The 17,183-nt window shown below is 70.1% G+C and carries 14 protein-coding genes and 7 pseudogenes; 6 read left to right on the forward strand and 15 right to left on the reverse strand.

All coding sequences use genetic code 11. The features are described 5' to 3' along the window. Positions 1 to 260 precede the first annotated feature (260 nt). A protein-coding gene (locus DCW30_RS38185; protein ID WP_422125967.1) for an IS630 family transposase occupies positions 261 to 1,324 on the forward strand; the annotation gives its coding sequence in 2 pieces (ribosomal slippage) (positions 261 to 704 and positions 707 to 1,324; 1,062 coding nt in all). Positions 1,325 to 1,412: 88 nt separating this feature from the next. Here the strand turns inward: DCW30_RS38185 and DCW30_RS37250 are convergent. The 10 genes and pseudogenes from DCW30_RS37250 to DCW30_RS04045 all read right to left on the reverse strand — a co-directional run. Beyond that, a pseudogene (locus DCW30_RS37250) lies at positions 1,413 to 1,742 on the reverse strand (SDR family NAD(P)-dependent oxidoreductase); the annotation flags it as partial. A 166-nt stretch (positions 1,743 to 1,908) separates the two neighbouring features. Beyond that, the gene (locus tag DCW30_RS37875) at positions 1,909 to 2,031 is read right to left on the reverse strand and encodes a hypothetical protein (protein ID WP_257788556.1); all 123 of its coding nucleotides are present in this window, start codon (positions 2,029 to 2,031) and stop codon (positions 1,909 to 1,911) included. A gap of 132 nt (positions 2,032 to 2,163) precedes the next feature. After that, on the reverse strand, positions 2,164 to 2,349 hold the full coding sequence (locus DCW30_RS04015; protein ID WP_076681619.1) for a hypothetical protein: 186 nt from the start codon (positions 2,347 to 2,349) through the stop codon (positions 2,164 to 2,166). Positions 2,350 to 2,760: 411 nt separating this feature from the next. Next, positions 2,761 to 2,997: a hypothetical protein gene (locus DCW30_RS04020; protein ID WP_076681621.1), complete on the reverse strand. Its 237-nt coding sequence runs from the start codon at positions 2,995 to 2,997 to the stop codon at positions 2,761 to 2,763. A 220-nt stretch (positions 2,998 to 3,217) separates the two neighbouring features. Then, a complete protein-coding gene (locus DCW30_RS04025) occupies positions 3,218 to 4,129 on the reverse strand; it encodes an NAD-dependent epimerase/dehydratase family protein (protein ID WP_205576566.1) in 912 nt (303 codons plus the stop codon). Between the two features lie 31 nt (positions 4,130 to 4,160). Beyond that, positions 4,161 to 4,655: a hypothetical protein gene (locus tag DCW30_RS04030; RefSeq protein WP_123985549.1), complete on the reverse strand. Its 495-nt coding sequence runs from the start codon at positions 4,653 to 4,655 to the stop codon at positions 4,161 to 4,163. 318 nt (positions 4,656 to 4,973) lie between these two features. Next, the gene (locus DCW30_RS37255; protein WP_237283267.1) at positions 4,974 to 5,390 is read right to left on the reverse strand and encodes a hypothetical protein; all 417 of its coding nucleotides are present in this window, start codon (positions 5,388 to 5,390) and stop codon (positions 4,974 to 4,976) included. A 109-nt stretch (positions 5,391 to 5,499) separates the two neighbouring features. Continuing rightward, positions 5,500 to 5,604: pseudogene (locus tag DCW30_RS38190) on the reverse strand (ArsR family transcriptional regulator); the annotation flags it as partial. A gap of 978 nt (positions 5,605 to 6,582) precedes the next feature. Continuing rightward, positions 6,583 to 7,137, reverse strand: a complete 555-nt coding sequence (locus DCW30_RS04040; protein ID WP_079249784.1) for a flavin reductase family protein — start codon at positions 7,135 to 7,137, stop codon at positions 6,583 to 6,585. After that, complete coding sequence (locus DCW30_RS04045) at positions 7,131 to 8,138, reverse strand: LLM class oxidoreductase (RefSeq protein ID WP_076681630.1); 1,008 nt, start codon at positions 8,136 to 8,138, stop codon at positions 7,131 to 7,133. Before DCW30_RS04045 ends, DCW30_RS04040 begins: the two co-directional genes overlap by 7 nt. A gap of 76 nt (positions 8,139 to 8,214) precedes the next feature. Between DCW30_RS04045 and DCW30_RS04050 the strand changes: the two genes are divergently transcribed. After that, entirely contained in the window at positions 8,215 to 8,829 is a 615-nt protein-coding gene (locus DCW30_RS04050; RefSeq protein WP_076681633.1) for a TetR/AcrR family transcriptional regulator, read from the forward strand. A gap of 229 nt (positions 8,830 to 9,058) precedes the next feature. On the opposite strand, the pseudogene DCW30_RS04055 reads toward DCW30_RS04050, so the two are convergent. After that, a pseudogene (locus DCW30_RS04055) lies at positions 9,059 to 9,470 on the reverse strand (transposase); the annotation flags it as partial. A gap of 5 nt (positions 9,471 to 9,475) precedes the next feature. On the opposite strand from DCW30_RS04055, the pseudogene DCW30_RS36545 reads away from it, so the two are divergent. Continuing rightward, positions 9,476 to 10,174, forward strand: a pseudogene (locus DCW30_RS36545) (IS5 family transposase); the annotation flags it as partial. After that, positions 10,157 to 10,613 (forward strand): annotated as a pseudogene (locus DCW30_RS37260) (hypothetical protein); the annotation flags it as partial. The pseudogenes DCW30_RS36545 and DCW30_RS37260, both read left to right, overlap by 18 nt. A gap of 31 nt (positions 10,614 to 10,644) precedes the next feature. Here the strand turns inward: DCW30_RS37260 and DCW30_RS04065 are convergent. Continuing rightward, on the reverse strand, positions 10,645 to 11,091 hold the full coding sequence (locus DCW30_RS04065) for a CBM20 domain-containing protein (RefSeq protein ID WP_076681636.1): 447 nt from the start codon (positions 11,089 to 11,091) through the stop codon (positions 10,645 to 10,647). An 826-nt stretch (positions 11,092 to 11,917) separates the two neighbouring features. Here DCW30_RS04065 and DCW30_RS04070 point away from each other — a divergent pair. After that, positions 11,918 to 12,694, forward strand: a complete 777-nt coding sequence (locus DCW30_RS04070; protein ID WP_076681639.1) for a hypothetical protein — start codon at positions 11,918 to 11,920, stop codon at positions 12,692 to 12,694. A 160-nt stretch (positions 12,695 to 12,854) separates the two neighbouring features. Here DCW30_RS04070 and DCW30_RS37265 read toward each other — a convergent pair. Next, positions 12,855 to 12,963: pseudogene (locus DCW30_RS37265) on the reverse strand (IS5/IS1182 family transposase); the annotation flags it as partial. A gap of 451 nt (positions 12,964 to 13,414) precedes the next feature. On the opposite strand from DCW30_RS37265, the pseudogene DCW30_RS04080 reads away from it, so the two are divergent. Further along, positions 13,415 to 14,235, forward strand: a pseudogene (locus DCW30_RS04080) (IS5 family transposase); the annotation flags it as partial. 41 nt (positions 14,236 to 14,276) lie between these two features. Here DCW30_RS04080 and tpg read toward each other — a convergent pair. Beyond that, positions 14,277 to 14,837 (reverse strand): telomere-protecting terminal protein Tpg, encoded by a 561-nt coding sequence (tpg, locus tag DCW30_RS04085; RefSeq protein ID WP_076681646.1) that lies wholly within the window; start codon positions 14,835 to 14,837, stop codon positions 14,277 to 14,279. Positions 14,838 to 14,849: 12 nt separating this feature from the next. Next, entirely contained in the window at positions 14,850 to 17,105 is a 2,256-nt protein-coding gene (tap, locus tag DCW30_RS04090; protein ID WP_076681649.1) for a telomere-associated protein Tap, read from the reverse strand. Positions 17,106 to 17,183 lie beyond the last annotated feature (78 nt).

Raw genomic sequence — 17,183 nt, forward strand, 5'->3', positions numbered from 1 at the left:
AACCATAACCACACCACCACCCAATGTCTACTGTGACCGCCACAGATTTCTGCGCGTTCGGAGATGAGGTAATCGACATCGAACAGCGGACACTGAAGGGCGCAGAGGCGGCCCCCGCCAGGTCGGCCGCCACCGGCCGGGGCACAAGCACGGACAGACAGGCCGGGCATCGGTGGTCCCGAGAACAAGGTGGTTACTGACCTTCAAAGCGTGGTGTCGTCAGGGCTGACGTCTCATGGTCCCTGCGGTATGCCGACTGCATGAGGTGTGCACAAGGGGGCGGGCTGACCGACGAACGGCCATCCTTCCGCGAGAAGTTGAGGATGGAGGCGGCCGAGCGGTTCCGGCAGGGCGACGAGAACCCGATCATCGCTCACGACCTGCGGGTCAGCGTCCGGTCGGCACAGCGGTGGCGCAGGGCCTGGTCGCAGGACGGTCCGAGAGCCCTGGCCTCGAGGGGCCCGGCATCGCTGCCGCTGCTCGGCGACGAACTGTTCGCCGTGCTGGAGGGGGAGCTGGCCAAGGGGCCGGTGGCACACGGCTGGCCGGACCAGACCTGGACCCTGTCGCGGATCAAGACGCTGATCGGACGCCGCTTCCACAAGAGCTACACCGTGCAAGGGGTGGCCGCCCTGCTCAAGCGGCACGACTGGAGTTGCCAGGTCCCCGCCCGGCGGGCGATCGAGCGGGACGAGAACCTGGTGGCCGGCTGGGTGAAGGAGACCTGGCCGAGCGTGGAAGGACCGTGGCGGTGCTCGACGCCTGGCTCGTCTTCGAGGACGAAGCCGGATTCTTGATGACGCCGCCGACCACCCGCACCTGGTCCCGCCGCGGCCACACCCCAGAGATCCGCGTGCGGGGCCGCTCCCGCCGCCGCTTATCGGTGGCCGCCCTGGCCTGCTACAAAACCGGCGAACCCTCACGACTGATGTACCGGCCCTACCCAGACGCCCGGCCCGACGGGCGCAAAAGCTTCTCCTGGAAGGACTACCGCCACCTGATTCAGGCTGCCCACCAACAACTCGGCGGCCCCATCGTGCTGGTCTGGGACAACCTCAACACCCATCTCTCCGCCGACATGCGCCGCTACATCGCCGACCGCGACTGGCTCACCGTCTCCCCACTGCCGCCCTACTCACCCGACCTCAACCCGGTCGAAGGCATCTGGTCCGTCCTACGACGCACCACCACAGCCCACCACGCCTTCGCCGACCCCGCCGACCTGAACACCGCCGTCCGACGCGGCCTCCGCCAGCTCCAGTACCGCCCCGACATCCTCAACGGCTGCCTCACCGGCACCGGCCTCCGGCACCAGCCACCATGACGACATCACGCATGCAAGGTCAGTAGGAAAGCAGCCCTTGGCCCAGGCGGCTGATCGAACCCGGCCATCTCACCACCTGCCTCTGACATCACAGCCGGTGAGCCGCCACACGAAATGGGCCAGAGCCGTCCAGGGGCGCCAGCCGTCGGCTGAGTTCGAGGACCTTCTCGATGGTTCGGGGGCCTTCGGCGGCACGGAAAACGGGGGCTGGACGGGCCCCGGGCCCGATGAGCACGCCGGTCTGCCCCTCCAGTGAGGCATCGGTGGCCGCAAAGACGGACGGCGAGGCGGCCGCCGACGCGGGGCCGGCGGTGGCGCGTGTGAAGGTCCGGCGCACCAGCGGCCACAACAGGCGCAGTGGCGGGGAGACGATCTTCGGTGAGGTCATAGTGCCGTCGGTCATGCTGGTGGCGGCGCCGGCCCGCACGATGGATCTCATCCCTCACTGCAACTTGATCAGTCCAGGCCAGCCCACCCGCTTCTGATCACAACAACCGCTCCCGGACACTCGCCGCCCTCGCCGCGCTGGGCATGGAGTGGGCGGGCCCCGTCCCGGCGCCCGAGGCCGCCTCGGAGCCGCCCGTTCAGGAGTCGCCCGCCGCGCAGCCCGCGCCGTCGGCGGCCCCGGTGAAGCGGGCGGTGCGCGAGCACCACGAGGAGTGTGACGAGGAACTGTACGAGGGCGGGAACTGCACCTGCTGGTCCATCAAGCGGTTCGGGCCGCCATCCGAGCGCGAGGCTACGGGGACGACTTCTGACCACTCCCCCATCCCCCTGAGACCCCGGGCCTGCCGAGAGGGCCCGGGGTCTCGTGCGTCACGGCGTGACGGTGCGGGCCGCTACCAGCGGCGCGGGATGGTGACCCGGACCTCCGCCAGGACGACGCCGGTCACCGGGTCGCGGTGGACCGGGACGTAGAGGCCGGCGGTGTCGCCGACCGTGAACCAGCCGCCGGACCACCGGGCGGCGGTGGTCTTCAGCCCGATCCCGGCGAGCGGGCCGCCCGCGAAACGCACGATGGTCATAGCCATACCTCCTCCGGCGGGACTTTCCCGCCTCACCCCTTGGTGGGGCTCGCCGCCCGGAGGACAGCACCAGGGTGTCGGCGACTTCCGTCCCGGCCCGGCCGCCGGGGCCGACGGCGGGGGGCGCGGCGGGCCCGGCCGCCGCGCAACCGGATGAGCGCGCCCCGGTCCCCGGCCGCGGCCGTACCGCCCATCCGCCCGTCCTTTACTCCTTCACTCCAGCCAGGAGAGATGGGCAGAGCGGCCGCAACGGGGATGTCAGCACCCCGGCCACGGCGACACCGGGTGGTGACCAGCGCGAACGCGAGGGAGGCCCGCCGGGGTCCCGCAACTCGTGGCGCAACCTTCAGCGCAACGCCCGGCGCAACCCCGGGTGCAACGTCGTGCTCCTGGTGGACCGGGGCGCCCGGGTCAGGCGGCCCGGACGGCTCTGTGGGCGCGGACCAGCTGGCGCAGCTCGGACCGCGCGGCCGGCACCGAGGGCGCCGTCTCCCAGTGCGGGTGCCACCACAGCCGTACGGACAGGAGCAGCAGGCGGCGGCGCAGGGCGGTGGTGTCGCGGGGGCGGGGTGCGGCGAGCGCGTCGTAGGTGGCGTTCCAGGCGGCTTGCGTCTGCACCAGGTCGTCGGGGAAGTCGGTCGCGTCCATCCCGCCATTAGATCGCTTGTTCGAATTATGTGTCACTTCGGACGCGCCGCCGCCGTGGCGTAGCCGGTGTCCCGTGTCACCGAACTTTGACGCGTGCCATCGAACCTCGACGGACGCGAGTTCATGTCATCGAGGATTGATCGCGCTGGTCAAAGCCCTGACAGCGATCATCCGGCCCCATCCATAACCGCGCCACCACACCACCGAAGCGCCGACCGCCTCACGGCAAGGGCATTTCCTGCTCAATCCAGTTCGTGATCGATGGGTGTGAGGGGCGCCAGCCGAGGTCGTGAGCCCGGGTGGCACGTACGCGGCTGTTGGCGCCGAGGGCGTACCGGGAGAAACCCTCCCCCCACGTGGCCGCGGCGGAATCCAGATCCCACGGCTCCACCGGCCCCAGACCCAGCCGATGGGCGATCGCCTCACCGATATCGGCGAACGAGGCGTCCTCACCGCCCTCCACGAAGTAGAGGCCCGTGGCCGCGGGGTCGGTGAGCGCCAGGTGGTACAGGTCGGCCATGTCATCGAGGTGCACTGTCGACCAGCGGTTCAGGCCGCGTCCGACGACGCGGACGGTCTTGCTGGCCTGGGCCTGTGTGACCAGCGGCGGGATCAGCACGGTCTGCGGGCGCGGTCCCGTGCCGTTGCCGTAGATCAGCGAGTTGCACAGCACCACCGAACGCACTCCCGCCGCACCGGCATCGACGACGGAGCGGTCGATGGCGTACCGGGCCCGCCGGATCTCGTGGTCCCCCGGGCTGAAAGGCTTCGCGTCGTCGAAGACCACCTCGGATTCGTACTGGCCCTGGGCGTCGTCACCGATGACGCTGGTCCCGCTGGTGTGGATCAACACCTTGCCCGAACCCCGCAGGGCGTCGACGAAGGCGTCCACAGCGCCGCGGTGATCGCTGTGCGCGGCATTGATGACCGCGTCGGCGCGGTCGGCCTCTCGCTTGAGCAGCGCCGCGTCGTCGAGGTCCCCGACGACCGGTGCGATGCCGGCGGCGGCGAGAGCGTCGACCACGCCGGGCGTGCGGGTCAAGCCGCGCACCGTGTGCCCCTCGCGGATCAGACGGCGGGCTACAGCTCCGCCGATATAGCCGCCGGCACCGGTGAGAAAGACGTCCATCATGACTCCTGACGATGTTGGGGTGGTGGGGGTGTCAGCTGCGGAAGCGGCCTGCGGCACGCAGGGCTTCGTCCAGCGGCAGGCGCTGCTGTCGGTCGCCGAACTCGCAGATGCGCGTGATGCGCCCCTCGTGGACCGTCACCTGGAGGCAGCGTGAAATGCGCACCGGGCTGCCGTTCTCCCATTCGCCCGAAGCGGTGGCGGCCAGAGCGAAGCCGTGGTGGTCGACGTGGAGGGACCAGATGCGGTCGGCGTGGTTCCTCACGAGGTCGGCGGTCGCACGGAGCATCCGCAGCATCGCACCCGCGAACTCATCGCCGGGAAGTGACACGGTCTCGTGATCGAAGCTGTGCCAGACCTCCACGGTCTCGGCGAAGAGCAGATCGAACTCCGGGTCCACCTGCGTAAGGCCGTATGTCCTGGTGAACCGGTTGGCGACTTGGCGCACAGCGGCCAGGCAGGCGGACGACTCGGAGTCCTGCTCCTCGGGTTGGCTCGCAACGGCTGCGGCTATGTCACTGCTGGTCATCGTTGCCCTCTCGTACCTACCCCCATGCAGTTAGGGGCGCTCGAGAACCAGCGTCCGTGTAACCGGGCCAATGCGCGAAGGCGCCTTGCTGCTATGGCAAATTTGCCGATCGGGTGGTCTCACGTGACGCGGTGGCACATGTCCCTGGGGCGACCATGGGCCTCTGGCCTGCCCATACCCGCCGGTCTCTTTCCCACAAGGCCAGAGGAAGCACACGAACTGCCCTGAAGGTGACTCTCGTGGGCTCGCCCGCCCACTGCCACGACCGCACCTGCCGCCTCTCGTGACCTGCGCCACTCGAACTACGATGGCACGCGCTCAAATTTCGATGGCACGGGACAGCCGAGTGTCGGGCAGCGCCTCCGTACGAGGGCGTGCCCGGCGGCGTCCTACTCCGGGCCGGGGTCGCGCAGCGGGTTGCGGTGACCGCAGTCCCAGCACTTCACGGTCTCCGGGAGCCGCTCGTAGCGCGTGCCGGGGACGCCGAAGGAGCCGTCGATGCGGAATCCGCCGCATCCCTGGCAGGGGGTTGTCGAGCGCGGCCGTCAGCTTCTGCTCGCCCGTTCGTCCCAGCCGCCGCCACACCTCCGCGTCCGCGCCGTGCTCCTGGAGCTGCTCCAGGGTGGTGACGACGACGGGCGCCGCCTGGCGGGAGTCGAGCGCGGTGACCGCCTTCGCGTAGAGGGAGCCGTAGCGGCGCGGCGCCCAGTAGCGGCGGCCGTCCTCTTCCAGCACGGCAACCGTGCTGGTGACCTTCCCGTGTGTGCTGCAACAGCCCTTCCGCCTCTGCCGTGCGCCGGTAGTGGACGCTGGCTCCGGCCCGTGTGCGGGCCAGCAGCCCGGCCCGGTACAGCCGGGTGAGGTGGTACGAGACGGTGGACGGGCTCAGGTGGTGGCGGGCGGCCAGTTGGGTGGTGGTACGCGGGCGGCACAGGCTCGCGAGAAGCATCAGCCGGGTGTGCCCGAGTACTTCGCCCAGCACTTCGGCCGTGCCCTCTGCGGCTGGCCGCCGCGGGATGCCCGAGCGGGCAGTGGGGTAGATCAGGTAGCGGCCGTGCGGGCAGTGGGGATCGGGGCCGAGGTACCAGCGGTGTGCGAACCACGAGGGGATCAGGGTGACGCCGCCGACTTGGTCGGTTTCGTCGACGTCGCCGTCGAGGCGGATGGTGTGCTCGTCATAGGCCACTGCCGGGTGCAATGACGAGATGGCGGCCCCCGGGCCGTGCCGGACGGTGATGCCGGCCCGGTGGGTGATGTCCGCCTCGGCGTGGTCCCGAATTTCGGACCAGTGCGGCGCGAGGCACTGCTCCCAGAAGATGGCGAGCTCGTCGGCCAGTTGTCGCGCGCAGGCGTGCTCCCCCGCGTCCAGGAATGAGCGCAACGAAGACTGCGCTTCCTCGGCTTGTCTTGCGTGTCGCCAGTCGCATCCGTTCAGCAGCTCCTGCAACAGCTCGGCGAAGTGCGGTGTCGAGGTGTCGAGGTGTCGGCAAGCTGATGCGATTCGGCTTGGATGTCGGAGCTGATGACCGGCAGATCCATCAGGAACAGCTCCGGCGGCAAGCGGTAGCGGCCAGTGAACAGAGCGGACAACAGGGGCAGTCTGCGCCCTACTGCCGGGTCTCTCGCCGCGCGCCCCCAGGGGGCTCCGTGCGCACAGGGCGGGGCGTGAGGTGGTGGCGTACCGCTACCGCGGTTTCCACCACAGGCGACACAGCGAACCGGGTGTCTGCGAGCGCGTCCGGGTTCATCTGCAACCGAATCATTGAGCCGATCCCCCTCTTCAGGCTCTTTGTGCCGACGCACTGCGGGTAGCTCGCGCATGCGAGTGCGTCGTCCTGTCCCTGCCGTGTCCGGTCTCGCACGACCTGCGTCAGGTCCCGCGTTTGGCGTGGCGGGACCTGGCTGCCCCGGGCCCCGGGGCGTCGGTTCAGCCCGGGCTCGGGGCCTTGGTGACCGTCTGGAAGGTGCGCCGGGAGAAGACCATGGGGTCGGCTTCAGGACGTTGGATGCGGGCGTCGGTCGCTGTGCCGATGACCAGGGTGTGATCGGCCACGGTGACGCGCTGCCGCAGGCTGCAGTCGAGTACGGCGAGGCTCTGGGTGAGGACCGGATTCCCGGTCACCGGCGAGGGCCGCCACGGCACCTGGAGAAAGGGGTCCTCCTCGGGGTCGGAGCGGGCGAACAGCAGGGCGAGTTCTGTCTGGTCGGCGGCGAGGATGTTGACGGTGAAGCCCGTCACGGACTGCAGGATCCCGTGCGTGACGGTGTCACGGTGCACGGCGGCCAGAACGGTGGGCGGATGCAGCGAGACCGACATGAACGCGTTCGCCGTCATCCCGTGCGGGCCCGCGGGGCCTGTCGTGGTCAGGACGGTGACACCGGTCGGGAAGTGGCGCATGACATCACGGAAGCCCTCCCCCGAGGCGTTCCACACCGGCGGCGCGACGCAGCGCTTGGCGGGTTCGGCGGACCCGGTCACCATGCGGGCGCCTGCGGCTCGGGGCCCGCAAGAGCGGGGAAGTGCGGGACGACCTCCTCGATGAGCTGGGCCACCGCCTCGGCCGCGGGACGGCGGCCGTGCTGCACGCCAAGGGCGGCGTGGTTGACGCCCCGCTCCTGCCACCGGTGCAGGTGCTCGATCAGCGCCTGGGTACCGATCCGCAGGACGAAGCCGCCGCGCAGGGACTGCGGCGCGGTGTGCGGGTCCTCGGCCAGGTCGAGCCACTCGTTGGTGGCGACCGGCTTGAACCGGCCCCCGGGGATCAACTGCCGCCAGGCGGCCACCTTGCGCCCCAGTGCGCCGATGCCCGCGACGGAATTCGGTGAGCCCGGGTGGATCAGCCAGCCGTCCGCCTGTTCGGCGATCCACTGCGGCTCCTGCTGCGAGGAACCGGTGACCAGCAGGGGGATCCGGCCGGTGACGGGTTTGGGCAGTACGTCCAAGCCGCCGCCCATGCGGCCGAGCGCGGAGGAGATACCGGGAGCGGTGTTCTGTGTCAGCTCGCGGAACCAGTGAAAGGCCTCCCGATAGCGCTCCGCGCGCTCGGAGTGGTCGATACCGTAGGCGGGGAACTCCGAGCCCCGGTCGCCCGATGCCGCCCCCAGGACCAGGCGCCCGCCGCTGAGCTGGTCGATGGACGCGCTCTGCTTGGCCAGGTCGATGGGGTGGCGCAGGGTGAAGACCGCGCTGCCCGCCGCCAGGGAGAGGCGCCGGGTACGCGCGGCCAGCCAGGCGAGATAGGTCCAGGGGTCATAGACCTGGCCGACGTCGCCGAACCCGGGGTCATACAGCGGGACATCGCGCACCCACAGCGCCGACAACGGCGAGGCGTCAGCACGCTGGATCACTTCCGCCTGGCCCGCCATGGCCTTCATGTCGCCGCTGTAGGGCCACAGCGGCAGGAAGAGACCGAGGGTCAGCCGCCCGGGAGTGAACATGCGCGCGAACCCGGGATGGGCTGCGAACGCGGACACGTCGTCCATCACACCTCCACTAGATCGATCGATCTAGTGGAGCTTAGCAGACTGAATCGATCGATCTATTCGGTAATCTGGTGTCATGAAACCCGCAGTTCCCACAGAGCAGACGCCGACCGAACGGGTGGAGCCCGGTGACACCCGCAGCCGGCTCGTCATGGCCACGGCCACGCTGCTGCAGCGCCAGGGGTACGAGGGCACAAGCATCAAGCAGATCCTCCAAGAGGCAGCGGCCACCTACGGTTCCCTGTACCACCACTTCCCGCAGGGCAAGGAGGAACTGGCCGCCGAAGCACTGCGCTTCGGCGCCGCAGAATTCACCGATCTGCTGCGCCAGGGCCTGTCCAGCTCCGAAGACCCCGCCGAGGCCGTCGCCAACTGCGCCCACCTGATGGCCGACTCTTTGCGCGACTCCGACTGGGCCGACGGATGCCCCGTCGCAGCCACCGCACTGGAGATCATCGGCCGCTCCCCGCTCATCCAGCGGACCTCGGACGAAGCACTGCGGGAATGGCAAGAGTTGATCGCGGACACACTCCACCGCGGCGGGCACACGCAGGACCACGCCGCCGCGCTGGCCTGCACCATCCTGTCGGCACTCGAGGGCGCCGAACTGCTCAGCCGCGTCTCCAGCGACGACGCGCCGCTGCGCCTCGCGGCGCAGCACCTCGCCATCCTGACCCACGCCGGGCTATGACGGCCCCGGGCATCAGACGTCGGTGCATCCGGCCCCGTCGAGAACCTTCACCCATACCTGCTCTTGGAGAACCCATTTGGCGCAGCGAGGCCAGCTCGCCCTCGGGTGTCTTGGTGGGGGTGCCGGCTGCCACCAGGACCGGCTGGGCACGAGCGCCATTCACGTAGTGAGCCAGGATGGAGAAGGCCAGTCGCCCGCCTGGCTTGAGAGGTCGTTGTCTCCCGTTGTTTCATCCCGGAATCTGGTGATTGGCCTGCGATGTCGGGTCGCGCCAGGAGATGGTGTTCTCGCCGGTGAGACGGCGGGCCATGAGATCGGTCATGGCGAGGTGGACCACCGCTTCGGAGCGGGTGGGCAGGGTTTCGTAGCCGCGGGCCGGGCGTCGGTGGAGCATGAGCCAGCCGTAGGTCCCCTCGACCGTCCACCGTTTCGGGATCGGTGTGAAGCCCCTGGTGCCAGGCTTGCGGGCGGTGATTTCCATGTCGATGCCGAGGGTTGCGGCGTGCTCGACGAGGTGCTGGCGGTAGCCGCCGTCGACCCAGACCTTGCGGATGCCGGGGTGCTCGGCGGCGACGTGGTCAAGGAGCCGGGCCGCCGGCGACGGAGTCCTGCACGCTCGCCGCGGTGACCAGCACGGCGAGGGTCGGTGACGGTGGTGGGCAGGCCGTCGCTGAGTCGGCGGCGGTTGATCGACGGGATCCGTTGGCGGGTGCGGACGGGTGCTCCATGGCGGGATCTGCCGGCTGAGTACGGTCCGTGGCAGGCGGTCTGCGGACTCTTCCGTCGCTGGCAGCGCGGTGGTGCCTGGGCAGTCGTCCTGACGGGGCTGCAAGCCCGTGCGGACGCCGCCGGACTGATCACGTGGGACGTGAACGTCGACTCCACGATCTGCCGCGCCCATCAGCACGCGGCCGGCGCCCGGCGCGACGGCCGAGCCCAGAAGGAATCCCCGGGCGGCCATCGGGCTGAGCCCGACGACCACGGGCTGGGCCGCTCGCGCGGCGGCTGGGCCACAAGGAACCACCTGGCCTGCGAGCAGCGGCAGAAACCGTTGACCGTTCTGGTCACAGCAGGTCAGCGGGGTGACAGTCCGCAGTTCACCGCCGTGCTGGAGGCCATCCGGGTTCCCCGCCTCGGGGTGGGCCGGCCGCGGGTCCGGACGTTGCGGGTGCGGGTGCGGGGTGACAAGGCGTACTCGTCGCGGGCGAACCGTGCCTACCTGCGTCGGCGCGGGATCCGCTGCACGATCCCGGAACCCGCTGATCAGGCCGGGCACCGCAAGCGCCGGGGACGGTCCGGCGAGCGGCCTCCGGCGTTCGACCGCGAGGAACGCACCCGGCACGCAGCCCTGTGGCCGCACCTCACCGCCTGGGCAGATCACAGCCTCATCGCCAGCAACCTCGCCAACCAGCGCGATGGCCAGCACCACAAGGCCCCGCTGAGTGACGAAGAACAGCAGATGTGGACCGAGCGGGCCCAGGCCGCGCAGCAGCGCGGCGAGCTGGACCGGACCGAGTCGTGGTACGCCGCCGGCGGGCAGCCGATCACCCCCGCCCACCTGGTCGAGGACGACGACTGCACCGTGGTCGCGCTACGAGGCGACCCGGATACAGATCGAGTTCCCCATCCGCGAAGTCGAAGAGGCAGCCGAGTGCCTGGGCGCGGCCGTCGCCGTCCTGCCCCCGCACCGCACCCCCGTGTTGCGCACCCGCCCGCGCCCGGCCGTGGACACCACACCGCCCGCACCGCCACCCCGTGCCAGCACGACCACCCGCCACCGCTAGGAGTTGTCGCCAGATATCACTTCGCCTCGCCTCACCTCGCCTCGGCGCGGAGGGTGAGGGCGGCCGGGCTGACGTTCCAGCTGTCGTAGGTGCCCGGTGAGTCCTGGACGACGGTCAGGGTGCGGTTGGGAGTGCTTTCCCAGGTCACCGTGCCGGTGGGCGAGCGCTTGATGTACTTGTACTGCACGGTGGTTCCAACGGGCAGTCGGACACTGGTCGACCAGCGAGGATAGGAACTCGCGGTCGTGCCGAGAGGGACGGCCTCGGCCGGGTCCCAGGAGCCCAGTTCCGGAGCGTCGCCGGAGATGAACAGGGTCTCGCCTTCCGTGGTGGCCTGCACCCGGAAGCTGATGGAGGCGCCCTGCGTCGTGGCTGCCCGGGCATGGGGGGCCGTGCCGACGAGCAGTACCGCGAGCAGTGCGACGAGCATGAGCGTCGACCGCCAGGCGGCCGGTGCGTTGTTGCGTATGGAGAGCACGTCATTCCCTTCTGCGCATGAGGCGGTTGGTACCGCCGCGGGGGGGGAGGCGGATCACGCCCGCCATCCGCGCACATCCCAACACGAGTTGGAGTCTGGAGGTGGTCACGCGCGCTCTTTACGTTCAAGTAAGTGAGTCATTCGGCCACGTATCCCAGATACCTGTAGGGCATTACTTCAAGTCCTATACGCATGACGGACGTTGAGGTGAGGATCACTTCCAGCTGGTTGATGAGGGTGCTGGGCCGGCCGAGGCCTCCGGGGGTTCATCGGGGCGTCACATCAGGTATGCGATCCGGACCTAGCGAGCGACGCCCCGGGCTTACGCAAGTTGTCGCAAAACTTTTCACGGGTTGCCCGCCCGTGAGGGTTGTATGTGCGCTTTTGGGGGCCCGGTGTGTGCGTCGGCGGCCAGGGGTGCGGGAGGCGGAACATGCGTGAGGCTGACCCCGCCTGCACATCCCGCAACCGTGCGCAATTTTTTTCCGGTGATGACGCTGTAGGCGTCCTGCTCGGCGCGGTCGCACTTGGTGTGCGCTCTCCGCGCGAGCGGAGGTGAGCCGTACGTCGGCGACCAGCCCGTCCGCCGCGCCTCGTGCTCTCCGCGCGAGCGGAAGTGGAACACCCACTCAGATGATGATTTCCCTGCTGGACGCGGCACCGTGGGGGCCGTCTTGACTGTCATCGCGCTCGCCATCCTGGTGTTCGGAGCGGGCCTCATCATCCGTGTGATGTGGCCTCAGAACACCTGCCTGATCCGCAGTGCTGGTAGAGTCGCGATCTTCGGGCCCGAGCGGCCCGGAGTTTCGGTGAGGCACCACTGACCATGACCGAACCCGGCCTGGCCGCCCGCGCACGGCTCGACAGAGCACTGGACCGCCTGGACGCCACCTTCCGCGGGATGACCGCCAAGTCCGACGAGGTCCAGTGCGAATGCCACTGGGGCAGCCCGGAGGAGCTCGCTCTGCTGAAGCTCCCCGACACGGAACTCGACCCCGACCTCCTGCACCGCACCTGGAGCGCATCCGACTGGGATGACCACGGCGCCGTGCTGCGCCGTGTCCTGCCGCAGTTCGCCCGCGAACTGACCGGAGGCCTCGGCGCCTATGCGTGGGACATCGACAACGTCGGCGCCTCGTTCCACCGCGCTGACTGGCAGCAGTGGCCCGCGCCGCAGAGCGGAGCCGTGCGGGAATTCCTGTATGCCTGGTGGGCCCACACCCTGCTCACCCCGGACCCCGCCGTCCCCGTCCCCGAGCCCCTCGCGCTGTGTGCCGAGGCATCCGCCACCATCGGCCCCTGGCTGGCGGTCTGGGAAGCCCTCCGCCACCCGGTCACCGACCAGCACCTCACCGACACCGTCGGCCGGTGGGAGTGGGACCTCTTGGAAGACACCCTCCCCTGGCGGTCGTGGGCGTTCTGGCCGGACGAGGAAGCGGAATCCGCACGGGCGGAACTGGCCACCTGGCTCGTGCGCGAGGCCCCCGCACGCCTCCGTGCCACCGGCGCCCCCGCCGAACTCCGGCACGCCGTACGTCTGCTCGGTCTCCCCCATGCCGACCGCTGGGACGACCCGCACGCACCGCGCCATCGCTACGCCTGACGTGTCCGCCCGCAGGCTCACGTTCGCCATTCGTTGTTTTTCCGGCGAGTACTGCCGGGACCCCGCCCGACACGTCGGCCCCTGCAGTCAAACGATGATGAACTCGTGTGACAAGGCGTGCCTGTTGCACCAGGCGGATGCCGCGGGATGCCAGCCATCACCGCAGGTGGCGGTAGTCGTATCCGTTTTTCTCCGTGCAGTTTCCCCGGCCGTCGGCGTCGCGGGCCGCGACGGGAGCGGATGGGCGGGATGCCACGAACCAGCTGTCCGGTGGCCAGCTGGATCCCGAGGAGACCAGCCAAGACGCCGCCGTGTGCGAGCTGGAGGAAGAGACCGGCGCCACCGTCCCGACCGCCGAACTCCGGCAGGTCGGCGCCTTCGCCAGAGCGGTGGTGTGCAGGCCCGCCCCGGCCTCGGTCGCGGCCTGCTCGACCACGTCCCCGGCGTGTTGGTTGGCTGCCTGAAGAGAGGCCTCGCGCCGGGAGTACCGCGCCCGGCGGAAGGCCCAGCTGACCAGCCCCCGCGTGTTGTCCACGCGCTGCTCCCACGCCTGGTACGTGCGGAGTGTGCCCTCGGACGCGGCGGCCCACTGAGTGGTCCGCCGCCGGCGAGACCGAAGAGTGGGACTGCGGCCTGACCAACCGGGCAGCATCGTCTAAGAGGCCCTAACAGAAGTTGCTGATCAAGTGGCCGTCGGCTTGTGCACTCGTTGGTCGGGGCATGGGGAAGCGTCAGTCGCGGCCGTGGATCGTGTCGGAACTGTGGTCGCTGATCGAGCCGTTGTCGCCTGAGCCGGGGCCGAAGCTGGTGGCGGGCCGGCCGCGGGTGCCGGACCGGCAGGCGTTGTACGCGATCCTGTTCGTGCTGCACACCGGGATCCAGTGGGAGTACCTGCCGCAGGAGCTGGGCTTCGGCTCGGGCATGACCTGCTGGCGGCGCCTGGCCGCCTGGAACGAGGCCGGCGTGTGGGAGAAGCTGCACCTGGCGCTGCTGAAGAAGCTGCGGTCGGTGAAGCAGCTGGACTGGTCGCGGGCGGTGATCGACTCCTCCCGCATCCGGGCGGCCCGCAGAGGCCCAAAAGCGGTCCCAGCCCGGTCGACCGCGCACGACCGGGCAGCAAGCATCACGTCCTGGTCGACGGCCAGGGCATCCCGCTCGCGGAGTCGCTGACCGGCGGCAACCGCAACGACGTCACCCAGCTGACCCCGCTGCTGGACAAGGTCCCACCCGTGGCCGGCACGGTCGGGCGGCCACGCAGACACCCCGACATGCTGTTCGCCGACCGCGGTTACGACCACGACAAGTACCGGCGACTGCTGTGGCAGCGCGGTATCCGCCCGGTGATCGCCGAACGCGGCCAGCCGCACGGCTCCGGCCTGGGCATCTTCCGCTGGGTCGTCGAACGCACCATCTCCTGGCTCCACGGCTTCCACCGCCTGCGCATCCGCTGGGAACGACGAGACGACATCCACGAGGCCTTCCTCGGCCTCGCCACCTGCCTCATCACCCACCGACACGTCCAACGCCTTTGTTGGGACCTCTTAGTCACACCGGGGCGCACGGGCCGTTCGGGGTACGGCTGCTACAGGTCGAACTCCAGGTGTTCGATGTCCGTGAAGCGGACCTCTTCCAGGCTGCCGGCGCGGCGGCCGCCGTCCTGGAAGTACACCTCCCTGAGTCCTTCGGCCACGATCTCCTGGAGTTGCTGGTCGGGGGCGCCGGTCTCCTGGGCGTCGAAGAGGCGGGCGGCGTAGACGGGCGGCAGGGCGACGGTCAGGTGCCGGATGCGGTCCTGGTCCGTCGACCCGATCGGGGCCGTGTAGCCCATGCGGGCGCGGGTGTCGATGACGATGCCGCCCGTGCTGGCCGCCTTCTGCCGGGCCTTGGCCCGGATCTGCGGCTGCCAGCGCTTCTTCACCTCGCGCTCCAGGCGCGCGGCGAGGCCGGGGCGGGGCTTTTTGATCTGGTCCTTCACGTACCGCTCGACGGTCCGCTGGGAGACCCGCAGCATCTGGGCGACCTGCTTGGTGCTGCCCTTCATCTGCCTGACCAGGTACCGCATCTGTGCGCCGGCCGACTTCGGCGCCGGGCGGGTGAACGCCTTCTGCACCGCGGCCTCCAGGCCGTCACCGAACAGGCTCATCGTGGCCTACTCCTACTCTCCGTTGTCGACGTCGGTGACGGTGCCGTCCTTGATGTACCGGGCGAGGTTGAGCTCAGGGGCGTTGAACCGCTCCCGGACTCCCTCGCCCCACAGGACGTCCTGCGTGCCCTCGTGCTTGACCAGGCCGGGGTTGATGCCGAGCTTGAAGCCGCCGGGCAGCGGCTTGCCCTCCCGGTAGGGCAGGAAGTCCAGCGGCGAGGGCCCGTTGGAGGCGTACACGACGCAGTCGGAGAGGATCGCGATCGGATACTGCCCGGTGAACGACGCGTGCTTGACGATCTTGCGGTGCAGGTTGATCCGGGTGCGGGAGATGACCGCCGCGCGGATGTCCGGCCGCCACGTCGGGCGGTACATGGCGCGCCACGGCTCGCCGGGCTTCCAGCCCTCGCCCCGGGGTCGTTCGCGCAGCTTGCCCAGACCGCCCTTGACCGTCGCCTTGATCGCGGACGTCACGATCGCCAGCTCGGGGTCGCGGTCCTTGTAGCCGTCCATCGCCGTGAGGAAGTCGGCCGGGGCGAGGTCGGCGTCGACGCCGAGGTCGGCCATCGTGGCGAGGTAGGCGTCGCGCAGCCGGGTGTACCAGGCGTCCAGGTAGCGGCCGTTGTCGTACCGGACCCACGCCTCGATCGGGCGCACCTCGTAGCCGAGTTCCTGCGCGTACGCGACGGTGGGCGTCGCGTACCAGGCCGGTCCCTCGGGGCGCTCGCCCTTCGGCGTGAACGGGGAGGGCAGCAGGCTGCCGTCCAGCTCCACCCACTCCTTGCCGGCCTTCACGCGGGACAGGTCGACGTGGGAGAGGTCGACCAGCCAGGAGCCGGGCAGCTTCGGGTCGAACACCGGGGCCGTGACGTGTGTCGCCTCACCGAGGCCGATGTTCAGGCCGTTGGCGCCGGCGGCGAAGGCCATGTTGACGTCGATGCCGACCAGGTGGCGCAGGGTGCACTCCGCGTCGGTCATCGGACGGGCCCAGTCGTACGCCTCCTCGAACAGTTTCTCCGCCGGGCCGCGCACGTGGAAGCGGGGCAGGTCCTTGAGGACGGGGTGGCCGTCGGGGACCTCGCACGGCGGCCAGTTCATCGGGTCGATGGCGTCCTTGCCCAGCGAGCCGGGGTTGTGCTCGGAGTGCCGCTTGCCGTCGGCGTCGGCCTCGGAGGCGCGGGTCGGCGGGTGCAGTGCGGTCATCAGTTCCAGGCCGGTGACGGCGGTGGAGCCGCGCGGCGTCATGACCCGGGAGGCGTACACGCCCAGGACGCGGGCGAGTTCGGCGGGCGGGAGCTGTCCGGCCTGGCCCCAGTGCCGGGTGTCCAGCGCGTTCCACGAGGGGATGCACAGCTGCAAGCAGGCCCGCTCCGAACCGGTGGCGGGGCGGTAGATCCGCGCCCACGGCCCGAACCCGCGCTTCGTCAGCTTCCAGTCCGCGCGCACGAGCTGCTTGATGACCCTGTGGCTCTCCGGGATCCGCCCGGCGTGCTTCTCCTCCTCCGTGAGCGTGACGGGCAGGCCGTAGCGCTCCAGCGCGGCCTCGGTGAGGACGATGAGCGGGTCGGCGTCCTTGCCCGGCCCGGCGAGCTTCGGCTGACCGAGCTTCGCTTCACGCAGCGTCCAGTCGACCAGGGCCGGGATGCTCTTGGCGGGCACGTCCAGGACCGGGCCGCCGATGCAGTACGCCAGCACTTGCCCGTCCTCGACGTCGACGACCGCGAGCGGTCCGTTCTCGAACCGCGGATCGGCGCCGCCCGCCGGGGCCCCGGCCGGGGCCGCCTTCTTCACACCCCGACGGCGCGACGTCGGCGACGTCCTGGTGGTGCGCGCCGGACGGGTCGTGGCCGCCGGAGCAGCGGCGACGGGAGTACGGGCGGGGGTCTGAGTGTTCTCGGCGGGAGTCGTGTCCGCAGCCTCAGAGGCCTCCCCCATGGAGAGAGTCCGCGCTTCCGCCGGGGCGGGTGTGGCGGTGAACGTGGTCGGCGCCGCGGCGTCGGGGACGGGCGTGGCCGTGTCGGCCGGGGCGGCGGGGTAGAGCTCCGCGAGCTTGTCCAGCAGCCGGGCGTAGGCGTCGCGCTCGGGCGGGCGGGGCTCGGTCTTGCCGTTCTCCCAGCCGGACACCGTGGCCCGGCGCACCTTCAGTGCGGTGGCCACTTCGTCGATCGTCAGGCCGTGCGCGGCACGCAGCCGCTTGCGCTCCGCCGGTGGCGGCAGCGTGGCGCGGGACGCGAGCAGTGCGTCGACCGCGTCGAACAACTCGGACATGGAACACCTCCCGGCCGAGATTCTGCCCCATGAAACGCACGATCCCCGTACGTTTCGCGTATCTATGGCGTATGAACA

The organism is Streptomyces alfalfae (assembly GCF_004127445.1).
GTDB lineage: Bacteria > Actinomycetota > Actinomycetes > Streptomycetales > Streptomycetaceae > Streptomyces > Streptomyces alfalfae.